We start from the raw sequence: 22,004 nt of genomic DNA on the forward strand, positions 1-22,004 counted from the left end.
TTCCCCTTGGCCACGAACTCAGTCACCGAACGGCCCGGCCGCACAGAACGCGCCGCCCTGGTAAACCCTGGCCGGGTCATCGGCAGCGACCGGTGCTTGGGTTTCGACCTGGGCACGGAAGGCTTCGGAACTGTCCTTGGGGGCATAGCCCAAGTGCGCTGCATAGCGGTTGTCCCACCAGGTGGCCTGGTTGTCCGACATACCGTAGACCACGGTGTGGCCGACGTTGGGTGTGTACAGTGCGCGTTCGAGCAGTTGGGTCAGGTCGTCGAAGCTCAGCCAGGTGTGCATCATCCGGCGGTTCTGCGGTTCCGGGAACGAAGAGCCGATGCGGATGCTCACGGTCTCGATACCGTAGCGGTCGAAGTAGAAGCTCGCCATGTCTTCACCGTAGGACTTGGACAGGCCGTAATAGCTGTCCGGGCGGCGAGGGGTGTGGGCGTCGATGATTTGGCCTTGCTTGTAGAAACCGATCACATGGTTGGAGCTGGCGAAGATCACGCGCTTTACGCCATGGCGGCGGGCGGCTTCGTAGAGATGGAAAGTGCCGCAGATATTGGCGCCGAGCACTTCTTCGAAGGGGCGCTCTACCGAAACACCACCGAAATGCAGGATGGCGTCGACGCCTTCCACCAACTGGTGCACGGCGTGTTTGTCGGCGAGGTTGCAGACCTGGATTTCCTCGCTGGCATCGGCGGCCGGGGTCATGTCGGCGATGTCTGACAGGCGCAGCACTTGGGCATAGGGGCGCAGGCGTTCACGCAAGACTTTGCCCAGGCCACCGGCAGCACCGGTGAGCAACAGGCGGTTGAAGGGGGCGGGCGCGACTGTGGTGAGGGTCATAAAGGTCTCATTGTTGTTGTAGGTTGTCGTACGACTTGTGGGGAGTATCGGTATTGCTTCCCTCGATTGTCAACGATCTTCCTGACCAACGATGTGGCAGCTGACGCAATGCCAAGGTCAATATTTAGCCGGCAATGACCATCGGGGGGAGGGTGCCGAGCAGAGACACGGCAGCGACTGCGCAGACACCTAGCAACCCTTCCAGCATCACGCTGGCCTTCAAGGCGCCCGGTCGCAGTTCGCAGCGGTCGATGCGCAGCCGGTTCAGGAGTGCCAAGGCCAGCATGCCCAGCACGAGCAGCACCTTGATCAGTAGGATCAGCGCGAAGCCATTAAACAAGGGCGTAGGCCACAGTTGCCCGGTCAACACGCGCACGTTGATCAGGCCGGTCGCTAACAAACCCGCCACCAGGCCATAGCCTGCGCCACTGAAGCGCTTCAGGATCGGCTCCAGGGCATGGCCCTGCGCTTGCCTGAGGATCAACACCAGCAAAAGCAACCCGCCGAGCCAGGCACCGACGCACACCAGATGCACTACCTGGTTGAGGATCAGCAATTGCCCGCTCAACCCATTGAGCATGGCGCCATGCCCCACCGGTGCCAGGGTCGCCAGCAGCAGCGCGCTCAATGGCAGGCGCAAGGCCGGCCAGGGTTTGATCAGCGCGATCACCAGCAGCAGGTTCAGCAACAGGTGCCAGACCCACACCTGGCCAAAAAAGGTCTTGGCCAGCACCAATTGCACGGTGGCCGGTTGCAACGCGGCATCCCAACTGCCGGCCATGCTGGCGGTGATCAACAGTAACCACGCGACGCCGCTGCCCAACCCCAGCCAGGCCAGGCCGCGGATGATGCACAGCAACTGCCGGTCCAGTGCCGCTTGCGCGCCCGTGCCGAGTAAAAAGGGCCTGAACACACAGGCCCCGAACATCAGCAGCACGACAATGAAATGCAAGAAGCGGCACAGCACCAGCAACGTCGCCATGGGTTATTGGCCGACCTTGAAGCTGTATTCACCGTGGCTCTTGTGCGTGTCCACCGACACCGCGTTCCACACCACTTTGTAGGTGCCTGCCGCCAGGGGAGCGGCTGGGGTCACCACCAGGGTTTTCTGGTCGGCGTCCGGGGTCTCCAGGCCCTTGATCGCAACTTCGGTGCCGTCCTTGCTCAGGGACACCTTGGTGAAGGTGGCTTCGACGCCTTCACTGAAGGTCAGGCGCAGGTCAGCGGGCGCGGTGACGGTGCTGTCGGCGGCGGGGGTTTCGCTTTTCAGGTGAGCATGGGCGAAGGCTGCCGAGGTGCCCAGCAGGGAGGCCAGCAGGGCGACGGTGGTCAGGGTTTTCTTGATCAACATTGTTCAATACCTTCAGGTTGAGGAAGTCGGTAGAGCCATGTGCAGCAAGGGAAAGGGTTTGCCTTCGCCATCCAGCGGCGAGCGCGCGACCTGGATAAAACCATAGTGCAGGTAGAAGCCAACGGCTTGGGGGTTTTGCTCGTTGACATCCACCGTCAGGGTATCGTGGCGGCTGCGAGCGTGGTCCAGTAATTGGCGGCCGACACCCTGGCCACGTCGCTTTGGCTCGATAAACAGCATTTCCACATTATGCCCGCCGGTGCCGATAAAGCCGGCAATACCTGCGTGGTCTTCGAACACCCACACATCCAGGGCGGGCATTGGCAAGTAAGTATCGCGGACCAGGGGCAGCAAACGTTGAATGTCATCCTCGGGGAGGAAGTCATGGGTGGCCCGCACCGAGCGCTCCCACAGTGCTCCCAGCACTGGGTCGTCGGCGGCCACGCGAGGTCGAATAGTCATGGCAATGATCCTTCATGGGGACCGCGATCCTAACCAATCCGTTTTCCATGGGAAAGGTTCGCGTAAGAACTTTCATTATGCCTTGTCGCCGCGACCTAGAGCCGATGGTAGTCTTTAGCCCAAGTTGTTGTCAGGGAGCCCTTATGGGCAATCACAAGATCGGAATTCGTCGGAACAACGTCGAAAAAATCCTGCTGGCGGCGGAGAAAGTCTTCGCTGAAAAAGGCTATGGCAGCACCGCCATGGCCGACATTGCCGAAGAAGTGCAACTGCCGCGCTCCAACCTGCATTACTACTTCACCACCAAGAGCGAATTGTACAGTGCGGTGCTGTTCGACCTGTTGGAGGTGTGGAAGCAGGACGCCTTGAGCTTTGAAACCTTTGATGACCCGCGGGTGGTACTCAGCAGTTACATCCGCGCCAAGATGCAACGTTCGCGCACGCGGCCATACGGTTCGAAGGTTTGGGCCAATGAAATCATCCACGGCGCACCCACGCTGGGTGAGGCCCTGGATGAAAGCCTGTACGACTGGGCCAAGATGAAGGAAGCGAAGATTCGCCAGTGGGTGGAAGACAAGCGCATCCTGCCGGTGGAGCCGGCGAGCCTGCTGTATATGATCTGGGCCTCGACCCAGCACTATGCCGACTTTGATCACCAGGTAAAGATTTTGAATGATCACCAGCCGCTGTCGGACATGCAGTTCGAAAAAGCGATCCAGACGGTGACCAGTGTGATTTTGCGTGGGATCGGGTTGGAGCCTTGAGTGTTGTGGTGAGGTTGAGGGCCTCATCGGGGGCAAGCCCCCCCACATTTGAACGGTGTGAACCCAATCACATGTGGAAGGGGGCTTGCTCCCGGTAGCGGTCTAATGGACTACACAGCCTCTCGGTAGGGATTCCTCGGGTCCTGTGTCCAATTCAAAAACGGCTTGCCCGTTTCCATCGGCACCATCTCGATGCAATCGGCCACCGGGCATGTGATCTGGCACAGGTTGCAGCCCACGCACTCAGCGTCGATCACCTCATATTTATGCGTCCCATCCGCCTGTTTCAAACTGGCAATCGCCTGGTGCGACGTGTCCTCGCACGCGATATGGCAACGCCCGCAGCCAATGCACGCCGCCTGGTCAATCTTGGCGATCACCTGGTAGTTGATATCCAGGTACTTCCAGTCGGTGGTATTGCCCACCGCCCGCCCGGAAAACGCCTGCAGGTTCGCATAGCCCTGACTGTCCATCCACCGCGACAGCCCGTCCTTCATCTCTTCGACAATACGAAAGCCGTGCAGCATCGCCGCCGTGCACACCTGCACTGCGCCGCAGCCCAAGGCGACGAATTCCGCCGCGTCACGCCAGCTACCAATGCCGCCAATCCCGCAGATCGGCAGGCCCTGGGTTTGTGGGTCGCGGGCGATTTCGGCAACCATGTTCAGCGCAATCGGCTTGACCGCTGACCCGCAATAACCGCCGTGGGTGCTTTGGGTGCCGACGATGGGCAGGGCAACCATGCGCTCCAGGTCCACGCTGGTGATGGAGTTGATGGTATTGATCAGCGATACCGCGTCCGCACCACCGCGATATGCCGCCCGCGCCGCCACCCGAATGTCGGTGATATTCGGCGTCAGCTTGACGATCACCGGCAGTGAGCAATACGTCTTGCACCAACGCGTCACCTGTTCCACATACTCCGGCACCTGGCCCACCGCCGCGCCCATGCCGCGCTCGGGCATGCCATGGGGGCAGCCGAAGTTCAGCTCGATGCCGTCGCAGCCGGTGGCCTCCACCAGCGGCAGGATGTTTTTCCACGACTCTTCAACACAGGGCACCATCAGCGACACGATCAGTGCGCGGTCGGGCCAGTCCTTTTTCACCTGGGTGATTTCCCGCAGGTTGATCTCCAGGGAGCGGTCGGTGATCAGCTCGATATTGTTGATGCCCAGTACTTCACGATTGGCGCCGTAGTGCGCCGAATAACGCGAAGACACGTTGACCGCCGCCGGGTCTTCACCCAGGGTTTTCCACACCACGCCGCCCCAGCCGGCTTCAAAGGCACGCACGACGTTATAGGCTTTGTCGGTGGGTGGCGCGGAGGCCAGCCAGAACGGATTGGGGGCTTTGATGCCGGCGAACACAATCGAGAGATCGGCCATTACGCAGCCTCCACATTCAGCATGAGTTGGGCGTGCATGGCCTCGGCGGCCCGCTTGCCGTGTTGCACCGCCTGCACGGTGAGGTCTTGGCCGAGGCTGACGCAATCACCGCCGGCATACACCCCGGGAATGTTGGTGCGCAGGTGCTCATCGACAAAAATCCGCTCGCCCACGCGCTGCAGTTGCTGGGCCAGCGGATCGTGCAGCACCTCGCTGTCAAAGCGTTGCCCGATGGCCTTGAAGATGGCGTCTGCAGCCAGTTCGAAGGTTTCGCCGGTCGGCAGCAACTGACCGTTTTGCAGGTGGGTACGCATCAAGCGCATACCGCGTACATGGCCCTGATCGTCGAGCAACACGGCTTCGGGCTGGGCCCAGGTCAACAGCCGCACCTGGTTGGCCTTGGCGATGTCCTGCTCGTGGTGGGTGGCGCCCATGTCCGCCAGGCCCCGACGGTAGACGAGGTTCACATCGCGCGCGCCGAGGCGGGCCATTTGCACGGCCATGTCGATGGCGGTGTTGCCGGCGCCGAGCACGATGCAGCGGTCGGCCAGGGGCAGTTGGGTCAGGTCATCCGCCTGGCGCAGTTCGCGGATATAGTCGGTGGCGGCGAGCAGGCCGGGAGCATCCTCATGGGGCAATCCCAGGTGTTTACTGGCCGCCAGGCCGAGGCCGAGGAATACCGAATCGAATTGCTGGTGCAGCTCGCTCAAGGTGAGGTTGTCACCCAGGCGCTGGCCGTGACGGATTTCGATGCCCCCGATTTGCAGGAGGAAATCCAGCTCTTTCTGGGCAAAGTCATCCACCAGTTTGTACTTGGCGATCCCGTATTCATTCAGGCCACCGGCTTTTTCCCGGGCCTCGAAGATCACTACGTCATGGCCATGCAAGGCGGCACGGTGGGCGCAGGCCAGCCCTGCAGGCCCGGCGCCGACCACCGCAATGCGTTTGCCGGTGGGCGCGGCGCGTTGGAACGGATGCTCACTGAAATGCGCGTTGTCGATGGCATAGCGTTGCAACAGGCCGATCAGCACCGGGGCGCATTCTTCGGCGTGGTTACGCACACAGGCTTGCTGGCAGAGGATCTCCGTGGGGCAGACCCGGGCGCAACTGCCGCCGAGGATATTCGCCGACAGGATCTTCTGCGCCGCGCCTTGTACGTTTTCGGTGTGGATATTACGGATGAACGACGGGATATCGATTTCGCTGGGGCATGCATTCACGCACGGTGCGTCGTAGCAATACAGGCAGCGCGAGGCTTCCAATTGAGCCTGGCGGGCGTTGAGGGGCGGTGCCAGGTCGGTGAAGTGGCTGGCAAGGGTCGGACCATCTTCATGGGGATGGGGGAGGTGGCTCAGGGTCTGGATCACGGTTTTGGCCTCACGGTTGTTGAGGTGCTGCCTCTGCTGGGCATGGGTGTTTTGTGTTGCTTTGACTGGCCTCATCGGGAGCAAGCCCCAACCCACATTTGATCGGGTTCACATAGATCCAGGGTGGGAGGGGGGCTTGCACCCGATAGCGGTATCAGCGCTTCACCGCGACCGGTTTGGAATGCGCTGCCCGCTTGCTCAACTGCTCGAACACCGACGGATACGCCGGCCGCTCCACATAGCGCCCGGCACCGCGCTCGGCGCGCAAATCGCCATCGGCCCAGACCAGCTTGCCCTGGCTGATGGTATGGCTCGGTACCCCGCGCACGGTCTTGCCTTCGAAGATGTTGAAGTCGACTTGCTGATGGTGGGTTTTGGCCGAAATGGTGCGCGTGCCCTCAGGGTCCCACAGCACCAGATCCGCATCGGCGCCCACGCGGATCGCACCTTTGCGCGGGTAGAGGTTGAAGATCTTCGCGGTATTGGTGGAGGTCAGCGCGACGAACGCCTGCATCGACAAGCGCCCGGTGTTGACCCCTTCATGCCACAGCAGCGCCATGCGGTCTTCGATACCGGCGGTGCCGTTGGGGATCTTGCTGAAGTCGTCGCGACCGGCAGCTTTTTGTTCGGCACAGAAGCAGCAGTGGTCGGTGGCGGTGGTGTGCAGGTTGCCCGATTGCAGGCCATGCCACAGCGCTTCTTGATGCCCGCGCGGGCGGAACGGCGGGCTCATGACGTAGCCGGCCGCGGTTTGCCAGTCGGGGTGCTGGTAGACGCTGTCGTCCAGCAGCAGGTGACCGGCGAGCACTTCGCCGTACACCGCCTGGCCCTTGCCGCGGGCGTAGGTGATTTCATCCAGCGCTTCCTGGGTGGAGACGTGCACCAGGTACAGCGGTGTGCCGATGGTTTCGGCAATACGGATCGCACGGCTGGCCGCTTCGCCTTCCACCTGCGAGGGGCGCGACAGCGGGTGGGCTTCCGGCCCGGTGATGCCCTGGGCCATCAGCTTGCGCTGCAGGTGATACACCAACTCGCCGTTCTCGGCATGCACCGTGGGCACCGCGCCGAGTTCCAGGCAACGTTCGAAGCTGGCAACCAGGGTGTCATCGGCGGCCATGATCGCGTTCTTGTAGGCCATGAAGTGCTTGAAGCTGTTGATGCCGTGGTGGCTGACCAACTCGGCCATTTCCTCACGCACCTGCTCGCTCCACCAGGTGATCGCGACATGGAAACCGTAGTCGGACGCGGACTTTTGCGCCCAGCCGCGCCATTGGTGAAAGGCTTCCAGCAAGGATTGCTGCGGGTTGGGAATCACAAAATCGATGATCGACGTGGTGCCACCCGCCAGGCCCGCTGCCGTGCCACTAAAAAAGTCTTCACTGGCCACGGTGCCCATGAACGGTAGTTGCATATGGGTGTGGGGATCGATGCCACCGGGCATCAGGTATTGGCCGCTGCCATCGAGTATTTCAGTGCCGGCGGGAACTTCCAGATCCGTGCCAATAGCGCGAATTAGACCGCCTGCGCATAAAACATCGGCGCGGTAACTTTCATCATGGGTAATAACGGTGGCGCCACGGATCAACAGCGACATGTCGAGTTCCTCACAGGCTTGACCGGCTTGTGCCAGTTCTAAGTGTTGTATTGCGGCTTGCCGATGCTTGGTTAATTCCTGTCATCGGTGACAGGAATAGAAGCTAGCCCGAGTTTTTCGATTGAGCAAGAAGATTTTTTATAAGCTTATATCTTTATTAACACTATGATTTATAACGAAATAAATTATAAATCACCAAAATGAAGCGGCCTCTCACCGTTTTGACGCACTTGACAGGTTCTTAAATTGAGCAACATTTCTTATTGCAAATCAGACGCTTGAGATATGCCTCTTGACGAGGGTGGGAAATAAAAATAATTGTGGTGCACCAGATTGAGACCTGAAGGTTCGAACAACTTTCGCGCTAGTTAGCCTGAGGCACGCGGTCAGTACCCAAGGTCCAATCGGAAAACTGATTAACATCAGCCAGTTATATAAGCGGTGCGGGTTTGAAGTGGGTTGTCGGCACGGTTATTGAGTGCAGTGACGGCTGGCCGGGCCCGTGATGTCATGTTGTTTACGAGGGACTCCGGCCACCTGCGCACGCCGTGCAGGTGAGCAAAAATAATTCGAAAAAACCGTGGAGCGGCCATGCAACAGAACAGATCGCAAGTCATTGAGCGCAACGGCCTGTATGAACTCGACGCCGGCCCCGACGTCCTCGACAGCCCTCGCTACAACCACGACATGGCACCGACCAAGGTGCAAGAACGCACCTGGAACAAATGGCACATCACGGCGCTATGGGTCGGCATGTCGATCTGCGTGCCGACCTACACGCTCGGCGGCGTGCTGACCGCGTATTTCGGGCTGTCGGTGGGCGAGGCGCTGATGGCGATCTTGCTGGCCAATCTCGTCGTGTTGGTCCCACTGACCCTTAACGCCTTCCCGGGCACCCAGTACGGGATACCGTTCCCGGTGCTGTTGCGCTCGTCCTTTGGCATCCTGGGCTCCAATGTGCCGTGTCTGATTCGGGCACTGGTGGCGTGTGGCTGGTTTGGTATCCAGACGATGTTTGGCGGGCTGGCTATCCACCTGTTTCTCGGTTCGATTTTCGAGGGGTGGAAGTCCCTGGGCGGCACCGGAGAAGTGATCGGTTTCATGATTTTCTGGACCTTGAATTTGTGGGTGGTGTTGCGCGGTGCCGAGTCGATCAAGCGCCTGGAAACCCTGTCGGCACCGTTGCTGGTGGCGGTGGGGATTGGCCTGTTGGTGTGGGCGATGCCGAATGTGTCCCTCAGCGAACTGATGGCGATTGCGCCCAAGCGCCCCGAAGGTGCAAGCCTCACCGGTTACTTCATGGCAGGGCTCACCGCGATGGTGGGTTTCTGGGCCACCTTGTCGCTGAACATTCCCGACTTCAGCCGCTACGCCAAAAGCCAGAAGGATCAGATCCTCGGGCAGATTTTCGGCCTGCCGCTGACCATGTTCCTGTTCGCCGCCCTCGGCGTGATCATGACGGCAGCCTCGGTGAAGCTGGTGGGCGTGAGCGTCTCCGACCCCGTCACCCTGATCGGCCATATCCAGAGCCCGGTGTGGGTGGCCATCGCCATGGCGCTGATCATCATTGCCACCTTGTCCACCAACACGGCGGCGAACATCGTCTCGCCCACCAATGACTTCCAGAACATTGCCCCCAAGCTGATCAACCGCACCACGGCGGTGATCCTCACGGGCCTGGTCGGGCTGGCGTTGATGGCCCACGAACTGCTGAAAAAGCTCGGGCTGATCGTTTCGAATGTGAGCCTGGAGACCGTCTACTCCAACTGGTTGCTGGGCTACTCAAGCCTCTTGGGGCCCATCGCCGGGATCATGGTGGTGGACTACTTCATCACCCGCAAACAGCAATTGGACCTGGCCGGTCTGTACCGCGACGACGTGTACCCGGCCTGGAACTGGAGTGGTTTTGTCGCCTTTGGCATACCGGTGGTGCTGACCTTGCTGTCGCTGGGCAGCGATGCGTTCAGCTGGTTCTACAGCTACGGCTGGTTCACCGGTTCGGCGTTGGGGGGCCTGTTGTACTACGGCCTCAACGCCAAGCGCCGGGTCGTACCGCTGGCGGTGAAGGCGTCGCAATAATCGATAAAAACAGCCTGAGGAGATCCCTATGAACGCTGCCCTGGATATTCTGCAATCCACCCATCAGCACATCAACCGCGACCGTTTGTGGCAGTCGCTGATGACGCTGGCCAAACTCGGCGCCACCCCCAAGGGCGGCGTGTGTCGCCTGGCCCTCACCGACCTCGACCGCAAGGCCCGCGATCTGTTTGTGCAATGGTGCGAAGACGCCGGTTGCACCGTGACGATCGACGGCATTGGCAACATCTTCGCGCGTCGCCCAGGCCGCAACCCCAACCTGCCGCCGGTGATGACCGGCAGCCATATCGATACCCAGCCCACGGGTGGAAAGTTCGATGGTTGTTTTGGCGTGCTGGCGGGCGTGGAAGTGCTGCGTACGCTCAATGACCTCAAGATCGAAACCGAGGCGCCCCTGGAAGTGGTGGTGTGGACCAACGAAGAGGGTTCGCGCTTCCCGCCATGCATGATGGGCTCGGGGGTGTTTGCCGAAAAATTTACCCTGGCGGACACCCTGGCCAGGCGGGATGTGGATGGGGTCAGCGTGGGTGATGCGTTGAACGCGATTGGCTACGCGGGGATGCGTCCCGTCAGCGGGCACAAGGTCGGCGCGTATTTCGAAGCCCATATCGAACAAGGTCCGATCCTTGAGGACGAGAAGAAGACCATCGGCGTGGTGCTTGGTGCTTTGGGGCAAAAGTGGTTCGACCTGAAACTGCGCGGCGTTGAAGCCCATGCCGGGCCCACGCCGATGCACTTGCGCAAGGATGCCTTGGTCGGCGCGGCGGCGGTGGTGGCGGCGGTCAACGCGGCAGCACTGGGGCATCAGCCGCATGCCTGTGGCACTGTCGGTTGCCTGCAGGCTTATCCCGGTTCGCGCAATGTCATACCCGGCGAAGTGCGCATGACGCTGGACTTCCGTCATCTGGAACCGGCGCGGTTGGATTCGATGATTGCCCAGGTGCGCAAGGTCATTGACGAGACCTGCGCCAAGCATGGCTTGAGTTTTGAAATGGAGCCCACCGCGGATTTCCCGCCGCTGTATTTCGACCAGGGTTGCGTCGATGCTGTGCGCGATGCGGCCAATGGGCTTGGCCTGTCGAATATGGACATCGTCAGCGGGGCAGGGCACGACGCGATCTTCGTCGCCGAACTCGGCCCGGCGGGGATGATCTTCGTGCCCTGTGAAGGTGGCATCAGCCATAACGAAATCGAGAACGCCGCACCGGATGATCTGGCGGCAGGCTGTGCGGTGTTGTTGCGAGCTATGGTTGCGGCTTCTGCCGCCATTGCCAACGGCAAGCTGGCGGCCTGAAATTCGGTCAAAAAAATGTGGGAGGGCCCTTGCCCTCGATGGCGGTATGTCAGCCATTGTGTGCGTTGACTGGCACCCTGCTATCGGGAGCAAACCCCCTCCCACATGGGTACTGTGGTGTTCATATATTGTGTGTCTCGCGCAGGATCCGTGTGGGAGAGGGCTTGCCTTCGATGGGGATATTGTCAGCCATTGTATGCGTTGACTGGTGCCCTGCTATCGGGAGCAAGCCCCCTCCCACATGGGTACTGTGGTGTTCATATATTGTGTGTCTCGCGCAGGATCCGTGTGGGAGGGGGCTTGCTCCCGATGGCGGTGTGTCAGTTACTGTGTGCGTTGACTGGCACCCTGCTATCCGGGCCAGAGCTCTCCCACATTTGAACGGTGTTTGACGTCAGACCCAGATGGCATCCCACAACGGGTAGTCGCCAATCCGTTCGACCAACCCCGCGCGCAATGGATTCGCCACCACATACCGGGCCATTTTCACCAGGTCATCTTCCTTGCGCAGCGCCCGGTCATGGAAACTTTCCTGCCACAACCGCCCCTTACGCCCGGTCGCGCCGTTAACGGTCCGCGTGCTTTTGGACTTTACCTGGCACATCAGGTCCGCCAGCGAGCCTTTTTGCAGTTCGAACAACCAATGAAAGTGGTCCGGCATGATCACCCATGCCAGGGAGTTTGCGAGTCCTTGGTACTGGGCTAATCGAAACTGCCGGACCACCAGCCGACCCAGGTGGAAGTGGCTAAAGATGGGGATGCGTTCGTGAGTATTAGTCGTGACGAGGTAGATGCGATTCGGCTCGCTGAATCGTCCGATACGCAGGCGGTGTGAAGCGGGTAGATCAGGCATTCCTTGGCCCTCTCAAGGTGTGTTCAGAGAGGCTAGATTGGAGAGCGAGAGGCTGATGGGCAGGCTTTTGGCAGGATGTGTCTGAAAGGGCGCTATCGGAAGCAAGCCCCCTCCCACATGGGGTCTTCGGCATTCAAACAATGTGTGTCCTGCGCGGGATCCGTGTGGGAGGGGGCTTGCTCCCGATAGCGGAAGGTCAGCCACCTCTGTATCGGCTCAAGCGCCAGGTTGCCAACCGCCGCCGAGCGCCGTGACCAACCCCACACTCGCCTGTAACTGCCGCGTCTGTACGGCCTGCAACGTCCTCTGCGCCTGCAACGCCGCGGTCTGCGCCGTCACCACATCCAGGTAACTCACGGCGCCCGCCTGATAGCTGTTCATCGCCAAAGACTGTGTGTGCTGCGCCGCATCCGCTGCTGCCTGCTCATCCTGCGCTTCCTGCTGCAAGTCCCTCAGCTGCGCCAGGTTATCTTCCACCTCTCGCACCGCTTTGAGCACATGGCTGCGGTATTGCGCCGACGCCTCTTCAAACTCGGCTTTGGCCTGGCGTTCATTGGCGCTCAAACGTCCGCCGTCGAAGATCGGCATGTTCACCAACGGCCCCAGCGCCCAATAACGGTTGCCGGCGGAAAGCAGGTTGCCTACCCCCTGGGTCTGGCCGCCAATCAACCCGGTCAAGCTGAAATCCGGATACCACGCCGCCTTGGCCACGCCGATGTTGGCATTGGCCGCAAACACCCGTCGCTCTGCCGCCGCAATGTCCGGGCGACGTTGCAGCAGGTGGCTCGGCAGTTGCGACGGTATGCCCGGCAAGGCGATCAGTTGCTGGCTCGGTGGCAATGAAAAATCACTGGCCGCGACACCTACCAGTTCACCGATGGCATGTTCAGTGAGGTTGCGTTGCCCGCGCACTTCATCGAGTTGGGCGCGGGCTTCGGCCAGTTGATTTTGCGCGCGAGTGAGGTCCAGCTCCGAGGCGATCTGGCCTTCATAACGGCTGCGGGTCAGTTGCAGCGCCTGGGTGAAATCCTCCAGGGAGGTGTTGAGAATACGGCTCTGTGCGTCCAGCCCATTGAGCTGCACGTACAACGTTGCCAATTGATGTTGCAGGCTCAGGCGCGCCACCGCCAGGTCATCTCCAGACGCCTGGGCCTGGGCATCACCGGCCGCGACTTGGTTGCGGATTTTGCCCCACAGGTCCAGGTCGTAGCTCAATGAAAAGCCTGCGGTGTTGCTGTTGTACACCGAAGGCTGGGTATCGCCGCGCAACGGTCGCGAATCCGATTGACGCTGGCGCAGCGGCTGCGCGCTGGCAGTGATTTGCGGGAACAACCCGGCATGCAATTGGCTGGCATATGCCTGGGAGGCATCAAAGTGCGCCAGCGCCGCCGCCAGGTCCGGGTTGGCCTTGAGCAGTTGCTGTTGCAGGTCAGTGAGGCGCGAGTCGTTGTAGAGCTTCCACCATTCGGGCGCCAGTTGGTCGGACGGCTGTGCGCTGTGCCACGGGCCGTCGCTGGTTTGTTCGCGGTAGTGGGCCGGCAGGTTTACCGAGGGCACCTTGTAGGTGGGCGCCATGGAACACCCTTGCAACGCCAGCAACAGCAATGCCGCGAGCGGCTTAAACCTTGGGCGCATGCGCACCTCCGGCGTCGGCTATCTGCACGGGGTCGCCTTCGCGCAGGGCGTCGGGCGGGTTGTCGACGACACGGTCGGCGGGTTTCAGGCCCTGGTCGATAACCAAGCGTTCGCCGAGGTCCAGGCCGATGTGGATGTCTTGCAGGTGCACATGGTTTTGCGCATCCAGCACCGCGACCTGGGTGCCCTGGGCACGGAAGATCAGCGCACTGGCCGGGATGCTCACGCCATGGGTATCTGCCGGAATCGGCAAGGTGGCTTCGGCGTAATCACCGGGCAACAGTTCGCCGTTGGGGTTGTCGGCCACGAACTGCGCGAGCAGGGTGCCGGAGCGCCGGTCGATGGCGGTGGAGTCACCAATCAGGCGCGCCTTGAAGTGCTCGCCAGGGTGCTCGGGCACGGTCAGTTCTGCCTCAAGCCCAGGGTGAATCACGCAGGCGTAGTTCTGCGGCACCGGCACATAGAGGCGCAATTGGTGCGTGTCGGCGATGTTGAACAGTTCCGGGTCGCTGTCGGTGTCAGCCTTGATCAACTGGCCGATATCGGTGTTGCGCGCGGTGATGGTACCGGTGAAGGGCGCGCGGATGGTCTTGTAGCTTTCCAGGGCCGACAGCCGTGCGTAGTCGGCAGCGGCCGCCTCGGCATTGGCTTTGGCGGCAGCGGCATTGGAGGTTTTTTCATCGGCCTCCTGGCGCGACACCGAATGACTGGCCAGCAGATTTTGCCAGCGCGTGGCCGTGGTTTTGGCCAAGCGTGCATTGGCCTGTTCCTGGATCAGGCGGGCGTGGGTTTGTGCCAGTTGCTGGTCCAGGTCCGGGCTGTCGATTTCAGCCAGGATTTGCCCGGCCTTGACGTGGCTGCCGATGTCGACTTTCCAGTCCTTGAGGTAGCCACTGACCCGCGCATGGATCGGCGCCTTGCTCCAGGCCTCAAGGTGCGCGGGCAGGCGCAGCGTATCGCCGGCCGCGTTTTGTTGGGGTTGGAACACCATCACTTGCGGGATGGCGGCGGTTTCCGTCCAGGCGCTCACCGATTGTTCGTGCATTGTGCGGGCATGCAGGCCGTTGGCGACCAACAGGGCGGCCAGGGTCAGGCCGCCGACACCCATGAGCATCAGACGCTTGCGCGAGGGTTTGTGATCAGACGACATGTGGGGTTTCTCCAGCAGCAGCGCGAGTAGGGTGACGACCGTGGACCAGGCTGAAGACCACGGGAACAAATAACAAAGTGGCGAGGGTGGCGAAGATCAAGCCACCGATGACCGCCCGGCCAAGTGGGGCGTTTTGCTCCTCGGAAATTGCCAGCGGCAACATGCCGATGATCATCGCCAGGGCGGTCATGCACACCGGGCGGAAGCGCGTGTAACCGGCCTCCATCGCGGCCTTCAACGCGTCACCGTGTTCGGCCAGGCGTTCACGGCAAAAGCTCACCACCAGGATCGAGTTGGCGGTGGCCACGCCCATGCAGAGGATGGCACCGGTGAGTGCGGGCACTGACAACGAGGTGCCGCTGAGGAACAGTATCCAGACGATCCCCGCGAGCGCCGCCGGCAGTGCTGTGATGATCACGAACGGGTCGGCCCACGACTGGAAGTTGACCACGATCAGCAAGTAGATCAGCACCACGGCGCCCAGCAAGCCGAAGCTCAAGCCGCTGAAGGCTTCATGCAGTGCATCGATTTGCCCATGCAGGCTGATCACCGCGCCTTTGGGGCGCATGGAAGCAGTGTCATCCAGTACTTTTTGCACATCGCGGGCAACGCCGCCGAGGTCGCGGCCTTGCACATTGGCGTACAGGTCAAGGGTCGGCTCGATGTTGTAGTGGGTCACCACCGCCGGGCTTTGTACCCGCGAGATGCTCGCCACGCCGCCGAGGATCTGCGACTGGCCATCGGCACCGGTCACGGGCAAGGCTTCCAGTGACGGCAGGTTATCGAGGCGATACTGCGGGGTGGCGGCCACGATCGAATACGACACGCCGTTAGCCGGGTTAAGCCAGAAGGTCGGTGCGGTTTGCGAGCTGCCGGCAAGGGAGGCGACCATGCTGTTGGTCACGTCGCGTTCGGTAATGCCCAGGCCATTGGCGCGCATACGGTCGACATTCACCTGCAGTGATGGGTAGCCGGTGGACTGCTGGATGCGCAGGTCGGCGATGCCCGGCACGTGTTGCAAGCGCCGCTCAAGCTCGACGGCGTAGGCGCGGTTTTCTGCATCGCTGCGCCCGGAAATTTTCACGTCCAGCGGCGCCGGCGCACCGAAGTTGAGGATCTGGCTGCTGATGTCGGCAGGCAGGAACGCGAAGTGGCTGCCGGGGAAACTTTCCGGCAAGGCTTCACGCAGTTTTTTCACGTAGTCGGCGGTGGGCGCGTGGTCCTTTTTCAAAGTGACCTGGATATCGCCATCCTGTGGGCCGATGGTGCCGCTGCTGCTGTAGGCCATGTCGATGCCGCTCAGCGGAATGCCGATATTGTCGACGATGGTGTCCAGCTCGTCGGCAGGGATGACTTCGCGAATCCGTGCTTCGATACGGTCGAATGCCGCCGCGCTTTCTTCAATCCGCGTGCCCAATGGCAAGCGTACGTGGAGGGCAAGTGCGCCGGCGTCGGTGGCCGGGAAGAAGTCCTGGCCCAAGCTTGGCAACAGCAGGAATGAGGCGAGCACACAAGCCAGGAACCCGACGATAAAGCGCTTGCGAGCGCCCAGTGCGAGCATCAGCAAGCCATGGTAGGTGTCGCGGATATTCGAGAAATGCCGTTCGAACCCTTGCTGGAAATTCAACACCGACTGCAGTACGGCATTGCGTGGTTTCTTGTGCTGCTCACCCTCGTGATGATTGATGAAGTCATCTTCCGGGTGGTGCCCTGCACCTTGCTCCGGCACATGGGGTTTGAGCAGGAACATGGCCAGCGTCGGCACCAGGGTGCGCGACAGGATGAACGAACTGGCCATGGCAAAGATCACCGCCAGCGCCATCGGCCGGAACAGGTAGCCGGCGATACCTTGCAGCAGGAACATCGGCACGAACACGATGCAGATGCACAGCAGGGAGACGAACGCCGGGCCGACGATTTGCGCGGCGCCGTCGAGGATCGCGGTCTTCACCGCCTTACCTTGCTCCAGGTGCCAGTTGATGTTTTCGATGGTCACCGTGGCGTCGTCCACCAAGATACCCACCGCCAAGGCCAGCCCGCCCAGGGTCATTACGTTGAGGGTTTGCCCGCTGACCGCCAGCAGCGCGATGGCCGACAGTACCGCCAACGGAATCGACGCGGCGATGATCAAGGTCGAGCGCCAGCTGCCGAGGAACAGCAGGATCATCGCACTGGTCAGCAGTGCGGCGATGATGCCTTCCTGGGCAACACTGCCCACCGATTGCTTGACGAATACCGAAGCATCACCCAGCAACGAAGTCTTCAGTGATGGCGGCAGGGTTTCGTTGATGCGTGGCAGCATCTGGCGGATACCGTCGATGATCGACAGGGTGGAGATGCTGCCGTTTTTCAGCGCCGGCATCAGCACGGCACGGTGGCCATCCACGCGCACGATGTTGGTCTGCGGTGGCGAACCGTCACGCACGTGGGCCACTTGGCCGATGGTGATGATCGCACCGTTGACCGTCTTGATCGGCAGGTCGTTGAGTTCGTCAATCGCCTTGGGGCTGTTGTTGAGCAGGATCGTATATTCGTCGGTGCCGAGCTTGGCGGTACCCACCGGGATGATCTGGTTCTGCAACGCCAGGGCATTGCCCACGTCCTGCGCCGACAAGCCTTTGGCGGCCAGCGCCTGCGGGTCGAGGTCGAGGGTGATTTGCCGTTGCTTGCCGCCCATTGGCGTCGGCATCGCCAGGCCGGGCAGGGCGCTCAGGGGCAGGCGGATATTGTTCTGCACCAGGTCGCGGATCTTGGCTTCCGAGAGGCTCGGGCTGGAGAACGCCATTTGCAGGATCGGCACCGTCGAGGCGCTGTAGTTGAGGATCAGCGGCGGTGTGATACCGGGCGGCATCTGCTTGAGCACGGTTTGTGAAACGGCCGTCACTTGGGCGTTGGCGGTGCGGATGTCGACGCCGGGTTGGAAGAAGATCTTCACGATGCCCATGCCGGGCAGCGATTGCGATTCGATATGTTCGATGTCGTTAACGGTGGTGCTCAAGGAGCGTTCGTAGGTGTAGATCACCCGACCGGCCATGGCGTCCGGCGACAGGCCGTTGTACTGCCATACCACGGCGACCACGGGGATGCCGATATCGGGAAATACATCAGTGGGGGTGCGCAGGGCCGCCATCGGCCCGATGATGCAGATAAATATGGCCAACACGATGAACGTGTATGGCTTTTGCAGTGCGGTCTTTACCAGCCCGAGCATGCGTGAACCTCCGGAAGGAGCAGGATTGCAAACCCCGGCAGTCTTGCCCGACCCACCTAACACGCACCTTTCAGCCAGGTGAAGGAACATTTAGTTAATGGCTGAAGATCGTTTCATATGTATTCATTTGTTCTACAAAGGGCGGCTCTCCAAGCTTGTAAACCATCGGAGGCGGTACACCTGACTTGCCTCCACCCTTTTTTACTCGAGCCCTTTGGAGCCCTGCCATGTCACTTAAACCCCTGTTATTGATTCCCGCCCTCGGCGCTGTTTTGCTGCTGTCGGCCTGTGCCGGCCCAATCCCGAAAGCCGACCCGAGCGAAGCCTGGATCGGGTTGCAGGAAGAAGCACCGAATGACCTGATGGCCGAACGCGTGGATGGCAAGCGCGTAGACGATGGACGTTATTTCGAAGTGACCCCGGGGGACCATCGCCTGGACGTGACGCTCTTTGAAGAAGAGCCCGGCGACGACAACCAGCAGGATTGCCAGGGCCGGGTCGAGTACAAGAATTTCAAGGCGGGTGAACACTACACGTTGGTGGAGTCGAGCCTGGGTACTACCGTGCGCGCCGTCCTCAAGGACGGTCACGGTAAGGAAGTGGCAACCACCCAAGACTTCAATTGCATGCCGGGCTAGGCGTGATGCGCCGCCGCCTTGTTGGGTTTGGCGGGAGCAGCAGGTTTGACGTGGGGGTGATGATGCCGACGGGTAACGCGCATTACTCCCCACAGCATGGCGGCGGCCACCGCCAGCCAACCGCAGATCAATAGGAAAATCGTCGTAGCAAGGCTCATTCGGGCCTCCTTTCGCCCACGTGGGGCACACACAGTCTTCTCAATGGACAGTCTAGCCACCTGACGGTTGCCTGCTATTGACCAATGGTCGAGTCCGACCAACTTCTTTGCTCTATCCCGCACGTTTTACTGAGCCCCAAGGCTATACCGGCGCTGAAGAGCATCCTATGATCACGGCCCTTACCGGCAGTTGATCAAGAGAGTAAAAAATTGCGGTTACGGTCGAACGTGAAAACATCCTTGCTGCTGGCGTGTGCCTTGGGGCTCGCGGCGTGTTCGGGGCACCCTTCGAAGCTCGCGGGCTTGCCGGAGCGCGTTGAGCTCAATGGCGTACCGACGTTTCGCAGCGAGGCTTATCAGAGCGGGCCCACCGCTTTAGCCAGCATGCTGTCGCAACAAGGCATTGTCATGACACCCGGGTTGCTGGATAAACCCCTGCACTTGCCGGGCGCCGAGGCCGATCTTGAGCGCAATATGCAGGTGTTGGCGCGGGAGTACGGGCTGATGGTGTACCCACTCGATCCTCAACTGACGAAGGTGCTGGCGCAAGTAGCCGCGGGCTACCCAGTGATGGCGCGGATCAACACAAGCTTCTGGTCCGGCACGCGGTATGTCGTGGTAGTGGGGTTCAACCAGCAGAAGAGCACCGTGCTGCTGCGTTCGGGTAGGGAGCGCCGATTGATGATGAGCTTCAGCGATTTTGAATCGGCGTGGAAGAGTGCGGGCCATTGGGCCATCCTGACCCAGCGTCCAAGCCAGTTGCCGGCCAATGTGGATGCGCCGCGCTGGCGTGAATCTGCCAATGCCACCGCCCAGGCCGGGCAGGAGCAGGCGGCGGCGCAGGCGCTCAAGGTCTTGGCCGAGCGCAAATAACGGTAGGAGGGGGCTTGCTCCCGATTGCGATCGTTCAGCTATAGATTAGCTGGCTGATACATCGCTCTCGGGAGCAAGCCTCCTCCCACATTGGAACGCCCGTTGTTGTTCAGCGACGTACTTCGGCGGCGTTGGGGCGGCTCTTCAGGTTCTTATCGGCCTTGTAGCGTAACGCGACATCCGGCACCGAGCCGCTTTTGCCCGTTTCGACCCAGTTACGAATGCGCGTGGCATCGGCAAAGTGGGTGAATTTACCGAAGGCATCCAGGATCACCAGTGAAACCGGACGGTTACCCATGCTGGTGACCAATACCAGGCAGTGGCCGGCCTGGTTGGTAAAGCCGGTCTTGGTCAGCTTGATGTCCCAGTTGGCGCGGTTGATCAGGTGGTCGGTGTTGGAAAAGCCCAAGGTGTAGTTGGGCTTGCGGAACGCCACGGTCTTTTCCTTGGTGGTGCTCAACTGGCTGAGCAGCGGGTATTTGCGTGCAGCGGCCAGCAGCTTGCTCAGGTCGCGAGCGGTCGACACGTTATGGATCGACAGGCCGGTAGGCTCCACATAGTGGGTGCTGGTCATGCCCAGCGCCTTGGCCTTGGCGTTCATGGCCGCGATAAAGGCCGGGTAGCCGCCGGGGTAGTGGTGGGCGAGGCTGGCGGCGGCGCGGTTTTCCGAAGACATCAGGGCAATCAGCAGCATTTCCTTGCGCGGCATTTCACTGCCGATTTTTACTCGGGAGAACACGCCTTTCATTTCCGGCGTGTCCTTGATGTTGATGTCGATGTACTCGTCCATGTTCTGTTTGGCTTCGAGCACAATCAAGCCGGTCATCAATTTGCTCACCGACGCGATGGGCACCACCACGTCAGGGTTGCTGGAATAGATGACCTTGTTGGTCTGCAGGTCCACCAGCATGGCGCTGCCGGAGGCAATTTGCAGCTTGGAGGTATCACGCGGGGCGAGGGTGGATTCGCTGGCGTGCGCGAAGGTGCCTGTAAATGCAAAAAATAGGCTGACAATAGAGAGACGAATTTTCACGCGGGTGAACTCGCTAAAAAAGTAAGGAAATACCGTCCTGGAACGGGTTTTATGACAAATGCCGTTACATTTTAGGAGTATGGATCAGAAACTGTCGAATGTTCTTCGAGAACCAGACGAAAGTACTTAAAAACTAAGAAAAAAGGACTTTTCTACGGCCAATAAAAAACCCTGCGATAAGGCAGGGCTTTTTCAGTACCGCTGGTTATTAGCCGTGCAGCGTCTCTGCCGCATACAGCGTATTTTCCAGCAGGCAGGCTCGCGTCATCGGGCCGACGCCGCCTGGCACCGGCGTGATCCAGCCGGCGCGGGGCAGGGCGGTTTCGTACACGACGTCACCGACCAGCTTGCCGTCGTCCTGACGGTTGATGCCCACGTCGATGACGATGGCGCCCTCCTTGATCCACTCACCTTTTACCAGGCCCGGCTTGCCAGCGGCGACGACGACGAGGTCGGCACGGCCCACATGGCCGGCCAGGTCTTTGGTGAAGCGGTGGGTGACGGTGACGGTGCAGCCGGCCAGCAGCAGCTCCATGGCCATCGGGCGACCGACGATATTGGAGGCGCCGACTACGACGGCGTCGAGGCCGTACAGGTCGACCCCGGTGCTTTCCAGCAGGGTCATGATGCCTTTCGGGGTGCATGGACGCAGCAGGGGAATGCGCTGGGCCAGGCGGCCGACGTTATAGGGATGGAAGCCGTCGACGTCTTTGTCCGGGCGGATACGCTCCAGCAGTTTGGACGCGTCCAGATGCTCGGGCAGCGGTAGCTGGAGCAGGATGCCGTCGATGCTCGGGTCATCGTTGAGGCTGTCGATCAGGTCGGTAAGGGCCTGCTGGGTGGTGCCTTCCGGCAAGTCGTAGGCTTTGGAAAGAAAGCCGACCTCTTCACAGTCTTTACGCTTGTGCGAGACATAAACCTGAGAGGCAGGATCGCTGCCGACCAGGATCACCGCGAGGCCAGGCGTGCGCAGGCCCTGCTGGCTACGCTCTGTGACTCGTTTGGCGATCTGCTGGCGCAGGCTGGCGGCGATTGATTTGCCGTCGATAAGTTGTGCAGTCATTACGCGTGATTAACCATCGAGAGGGGGAAGAAAAGTGCGCGCATTCTCGCACGCCCGAACGTGAGGGCAAAGGCGCTTGGTCTGCAAATTGCCCTAACCCCTTAAATAAAATCAGTTTTTTTCAAAAAAGATTTGACGGGTATCAAGGCCCTCTATACTATTCGTCGCACTTGTCGGGCACAGCCTAGCACTGGTTAAGAAGGTCGAGCAGAATTGTTGTCCTGCAAGGCTGG

General features: G+C 60.6%; 19 protein-coding genes. 5 read left to right on the top strand and 14 right to left on the bottom strand.

All coding sequences use genetic code 11. From position 1 onward, the window contains the following. Positions 1 to 18: 18 nt before the first annotated feature. The 4 genes from M5B43_RS23790 to M5B43_RS23805 all read right to left on the bottom strand — a co-directional run bounded on the left by M5B43_RS23790 (position 19) and on the right by M5B43_RS23805 (position 2,656). A complete protein-coding gene (locus M5B43_RS23790) occupies positions 19 to 843 on the bottom strand; it encodes an NAD(P)-dependent oxidoreductase (RefSeq protein ID WP_248752358.1) in 825 nt (274 codons plus the stop codon). A 124-nt stretch (positions 844 to 967) separates the two neighbouring features. Then, positions 968 to 1,825 carry a copper homeostasis membrane protein CopD gene (copD, locus tag M5B43_RS23795; protein WP_248752359.1) on the bottom strand — a complete coding sequence of 286 codons (858 nt, stop codon included), beginning with the start codon at positions 1,823 to 1,825 and terminating at the stop codon, positions 968 to 970. A 3-nt stretch (positions 1,826 to 1,828) separates the two neighbouring features. After that, on the bottom strand, positions 1,829 to 2,194 hold the full coding sequence (copC, locus tag M5B43_RS23800) for a copper homeostasis periplasmic binding protein CopC (protein ID WP_248752360.1): 366 nt from the start codon (positions 2,192 to 2,194) through the stop codon (positions 1,829 to 1,831). A gap of 12 nt (positions 2,195 to 2,206) precedes the next feature. Beyond that, positions 2,207 to 2,656 (bottom strand): GNAT family N-acetyltransferase, encoded by a 450-nt coding sequence (locus M5B43_RS23805; protein ID WP_248752361.1) that lies wholly within the window; start codon positions 2,654 to 2,656, stop codon positions 2,207 to 2,209. 143 nt (positions 2,657 to 2,799) lie between these two features. Here M5B43_RS23805 and M5B43_RS23810 point away from each other — a divergent pair, with 143 nt between their 5' ends. Next, positions 2,800 to 3,420 (top strand): TetR/AcrR family transcriptional regulator, encoded by a 621-nt coding sequence (locus M5B43_RS23810; RefSeq protein WP_248752362.1) that lies wholly within the window; start codon positions 2,800 to 2,802, stop codon positions 3,418 to 3,420. A 110-nt stretch (positions 3,421 to 3,530) separates the two neighbouring features. Here the strand turns inward: M5B43_RS23810 and preA are convergent, their stop codons facing one another. From preA to hydA, 3 genes are all read right to left on the bottom strand, one after another. Then, entirely contained in the window at positions 3,531 to 4,805 is a 1,275-nt protein-coding gene (preA, locus tag M5B43_RS23815) for an NAD-dependent dihydropyrimidine dehydrogenase subunit PreA (protein WP_248752363.1), read from the bottom strand. Further along, entirely contained in the window at positions 4,805 to 6,172 is a 1,368-nt protein-coding gene (locus M5B43_RS23820; RefSeq protein ID WP_248752393.1) for an NAD(P)-dependent oxidoreductase, read from the bottom strand. Before M5B43_RS23820 ends, preA begins: the two co-directional genes overlap by 1 nt. 154 nt (positions 6,173 to 6,326) lie before the next feature. After that, positions 6,327 to 7,766, bottom strand: a complete 1,440-nt coding sequence (gene hydA, locus M5B43_RS23825) for a dihydropyrimidinase (RefSeq protein ID WP_248752364.1) — start codon at positions 7,764 to 7,766, stop codon at positions 6,327 to 6,329. 591 nt (positions 7,767 to 8,357) lie between these two features. Here hydA and M5B43_RS23830 point away from each other — a divergent pair. Further along, positions 8,358 to 9,845, top strand: a complete 1,488-nt coding sequence (locus tag M5B43_RS23830; RefSeq protein ID WP_248752365.1) for an NCS1 family nucleobase:cation symporter-1 — start codon at positions 8,358 to 8,360, stop codon at positions 9,843 to 9,845. A 28-nt stretch (positions 9,846 to 9,873) separates the two neighbouring features. Further along, entirely contained in the window at positions 9,874 to 11,157 is a 1,284-nt protein-coding gene (locus M5B43_RS23835; protein WP_248752366.1) for a Zn-dependent hydrolase, read from the top strand. A gap of 394 nt (positions 11,158 to 11,551) precedes the next feature. On the opposite strand, the gene M5B43_RS23840 is transcribed toward M5B43_RS23835, so the two are convergent. The 4 genes from M5B43_RS23840 to M5B43_RS23855 all read right to left on the bottom strand — a co-directional run bounded on the left by M5B43_RS23840 (position 11,552) and on the right by M5B43_RS23855 (position 18,006). After that, on the bottom strand, positions 11,552 to 12,010 hold the full coding sequence (locus tag M5B43_RS23840; RefSeq protein ID WP_248752367.1) for a transposase: 459 nt from the start codon (positions 12,008 to 12,010) through the stop codon (positions 11,552 to 11,554). A gap of 216 nt (positions 12,011 to 12,226) precedes the next feature. Continuing rightward, positions 12,227 to 13,645, bottom strand: a complete 1,419-nt coding sequence (locus tag M5B43_RS23845) for an efflux transporter outer membrane subunit (protein ID WP_248752368.1) — start codon at positions 13,643 to 13,645, stop codon at positions 12,227 to 12,229. Then, positions 13,629 to 14,795, bottom strand: coding sequence for an efflux RND transporter periplasmic adaptor subunit (locus M5B43_RS23850; protein ID WP_248752369.1), 1,167 nt, complete (start codon positions 14,793 to 14,795; stop codon positions 13,629 to 13,631). Before M5B43_RS23850 ends, M5B43_RS23845 begins: the two co-directional genes overlap by 17 nt. Then, on the bottom strand, positions 14,785 to 18,006 hold the full coding sequence (locus tag M5B43_RS23855; protein WP_248752370.1) for an efflux RND transporter permease subunit: 3,222 nt from the start codon (positions 18,004 to 18,006) through the stop codon (positions 14,785 to 14,787). Before M5B43_RS23855 ends, M5B43_RS23850 begins: the two co-directional genes overlap by 11 nt. Before the next feature lie 227 nt (positions 18,007 to 18,233). Between M5B43_RS23855 and M5B43_RS23860 the strand changes: the two genes are divergently transcribed. Continuing rightward, positions 18,234 to 18,644 carry a hypothetical protein gene (locus tag M5B43_RS23860; RefSeq protein WP_248752371.1) on the top strand — a complete coding sequence of 137 codons (411 nt, stop codon included), beginning with the start codon at positions 18,234 to 18,236 and terminating at the stop codon, positions 18,642 to 18,644. On the opposite strand, the gene M5B43_RS23865 is transcribed toward M5B43_RS23860, so the two are convergent. Beyond that, positions 18,641 to 18,802, bottom strand: a complete 162-nt coding sequence (locus tag M5B43_RS23865) for a hypothetical protein (RefSeq protein ID WP_248752372.1) — start codon at positions 18,800 to 18,802, stop codon at positions 18,641 to 18,643. The genes M5B43_RS23860 and M5B43_RS23865 overlap by 4 nt on opposite strands. Positions 18,803 to 19,012: 210 nt before the next feature. On the opposite strand from M5B43_RS23865, the gene M5B43_RS23870 reads away from it, so the two are divergent. Further along, a complete protein-coding gene (locus M5B43_RS23870) occupies positions 19,013 to 19,675 on the top strand; it encodes a peptidase C39 family protein (RefSeq protein ID WP_248752373.1) in 663 nt (220 codons plus the stop codon). 109 nt (positions 19,676 to 19,784) lie between these two features. On the opposite strand, the gene pbpG is transcribed toward M5B43_RS23870, so the two are convergent. Continuing rightward, positions 19,785 to 20,708, bottom strand: a complete 924-nt coding sequence (gene pbpG, locus M5B43_RS23875) for a D-alanyl-D-alanine endopeptidase (RefSeq protein ID WP_248752374.1) — start codon at positions 20,706 to 20,708, stop codon at positions 19,785 to 19,787. A gap of 208 nt (positions 20,709 to 20,916) precedes the next feature. Further along, entirely contained in the window at positions 20,917 to 21,771 is an 855-nt protein-coding gene (gene folD / locus M5B43_RS23880) for a bifunctional methylenetetrahydrofolate dehydrogenase/methenyltetrahydrofolate cyclohydrolase FolD (protein WP_248752375.1), read from the bottom strand. Between the last annotated feature and the right edge of the window lie 233 nt (positions 21,772 to 22,004).

The organism is Pseudomonas sp. MWU15-20650, from assembly GCF_023242475.1.
Classification (GTDB): Bacteria; Pseudomonadota; Gammaproteobacteria; order Pseudomonadales; family Pseudomonadaceae; genus Aquipseudomonas.

Coding starts and splice junctions, on each gene's coding strand:
- M5B43_RS23790 (WP_248752358.1), bottom strand. CDS start 843: ATGACCCTCACCACAGTCGCGCCCGCCCCCTTCAACCGCCTGTTGCTC.
- copD (WP_248752359.1), bottom strand. CDS start 1,825: ATGGCGACGTTGCTGGTGCTGTGCCGCTTCTTGCATTTCATTGTCGTG.
- copC (WP_248752360.1), bottom strand. CDS start 2,194: ATGTTGATCAAGAAAACCCTGACCACCGTCGCCCTGCTGGCCTCCCTG.
- M5B43_RS23805 (WP_248752361.1), bottom strand. CDS start 2,656: ATGACTATTCGACCTCGCGTGGCCGCCGACGACCCAGTGCTGGGAGCA.
- M5B43_RS23810 (WP_248752362.1), top strand. CDS start 2,800: ATGGGCAATCACAAGATCGGAATTCGTCGGAACAACGTCGAAAAAATC.
- preA (WP_248752363.1), bottom strand. CDS start 4,805: ATGGCCGATCTCTCGATTGTGTTCGCCGGCATCAAAGCCCCCAATCCG.
- hydA (WP_248752364.1), bottom strand. CDS start 7,766: ATGTCGCTGTTGATCCGTGGCGCCACCGTTATTACCCATGATGAAAGT.
- M5B43_RS23830 (WP_248752365.1), top strand. CDS start 8,358: ATGCAACAGAACAGATCGCAAGTCATTGAGCGCAACGGCCTGTATGAA.
- M5B43_RS23835 (WP_248752366.1), top strand. CDS start 9,874: ATGAACGCTGCCCTGGATATTCTGCAATCCACCCATCAGCACATCAAC.
- M5B43_RS23840 (WP_248752367.1), bottom strand. CDS start 12,010: ATGCCTGATCTACCCGCTTCACACCGCCTGCGTATCGGACGATTCAGC.
- M5B43_RS23845 (WP_248752368.1), bottom strand. CDS start 13,645: ATGCGCCCAAGGTTTAAGCCGCTCGCGGCATTGCTGTTGCTGGCGTTG.
- M5B43_RS23850 (WP_248752369.1), bottom strand. CDS start 14,795: ATGTCGTCTGATCACAAACCCTCGCGCAAGCGTCTGATGCTCATGGGT.
- M5B43_RS23855 (WP_248752370.1), bottom strand. CDS start 18,006: ATGCTCGGGCTGGTAAAGACCGCACTGCAAAAGCCATACACGTTCATC.
- M5B43_RS23860 (WP_248752371.1), top strand. CDS start 18,234: ATGTCACTTAAACCCCTGTTATTGATTCCCGCCCTCGGCGCTGTTTTG.
- M5B43_RS23865 (WP_248752372.1), bottom strand. CDS start 18,802: ATGAGCCTTGCTACGACGATTTTCCTATTGATCTGCGGTTGGCTGGCG.
- folD (WP_248752375.1), bottom strand. CDS start 21,771: ATGACTGCACAACTTATCGACGGCAAATCAATCGCCGCCAGCCTGCGC.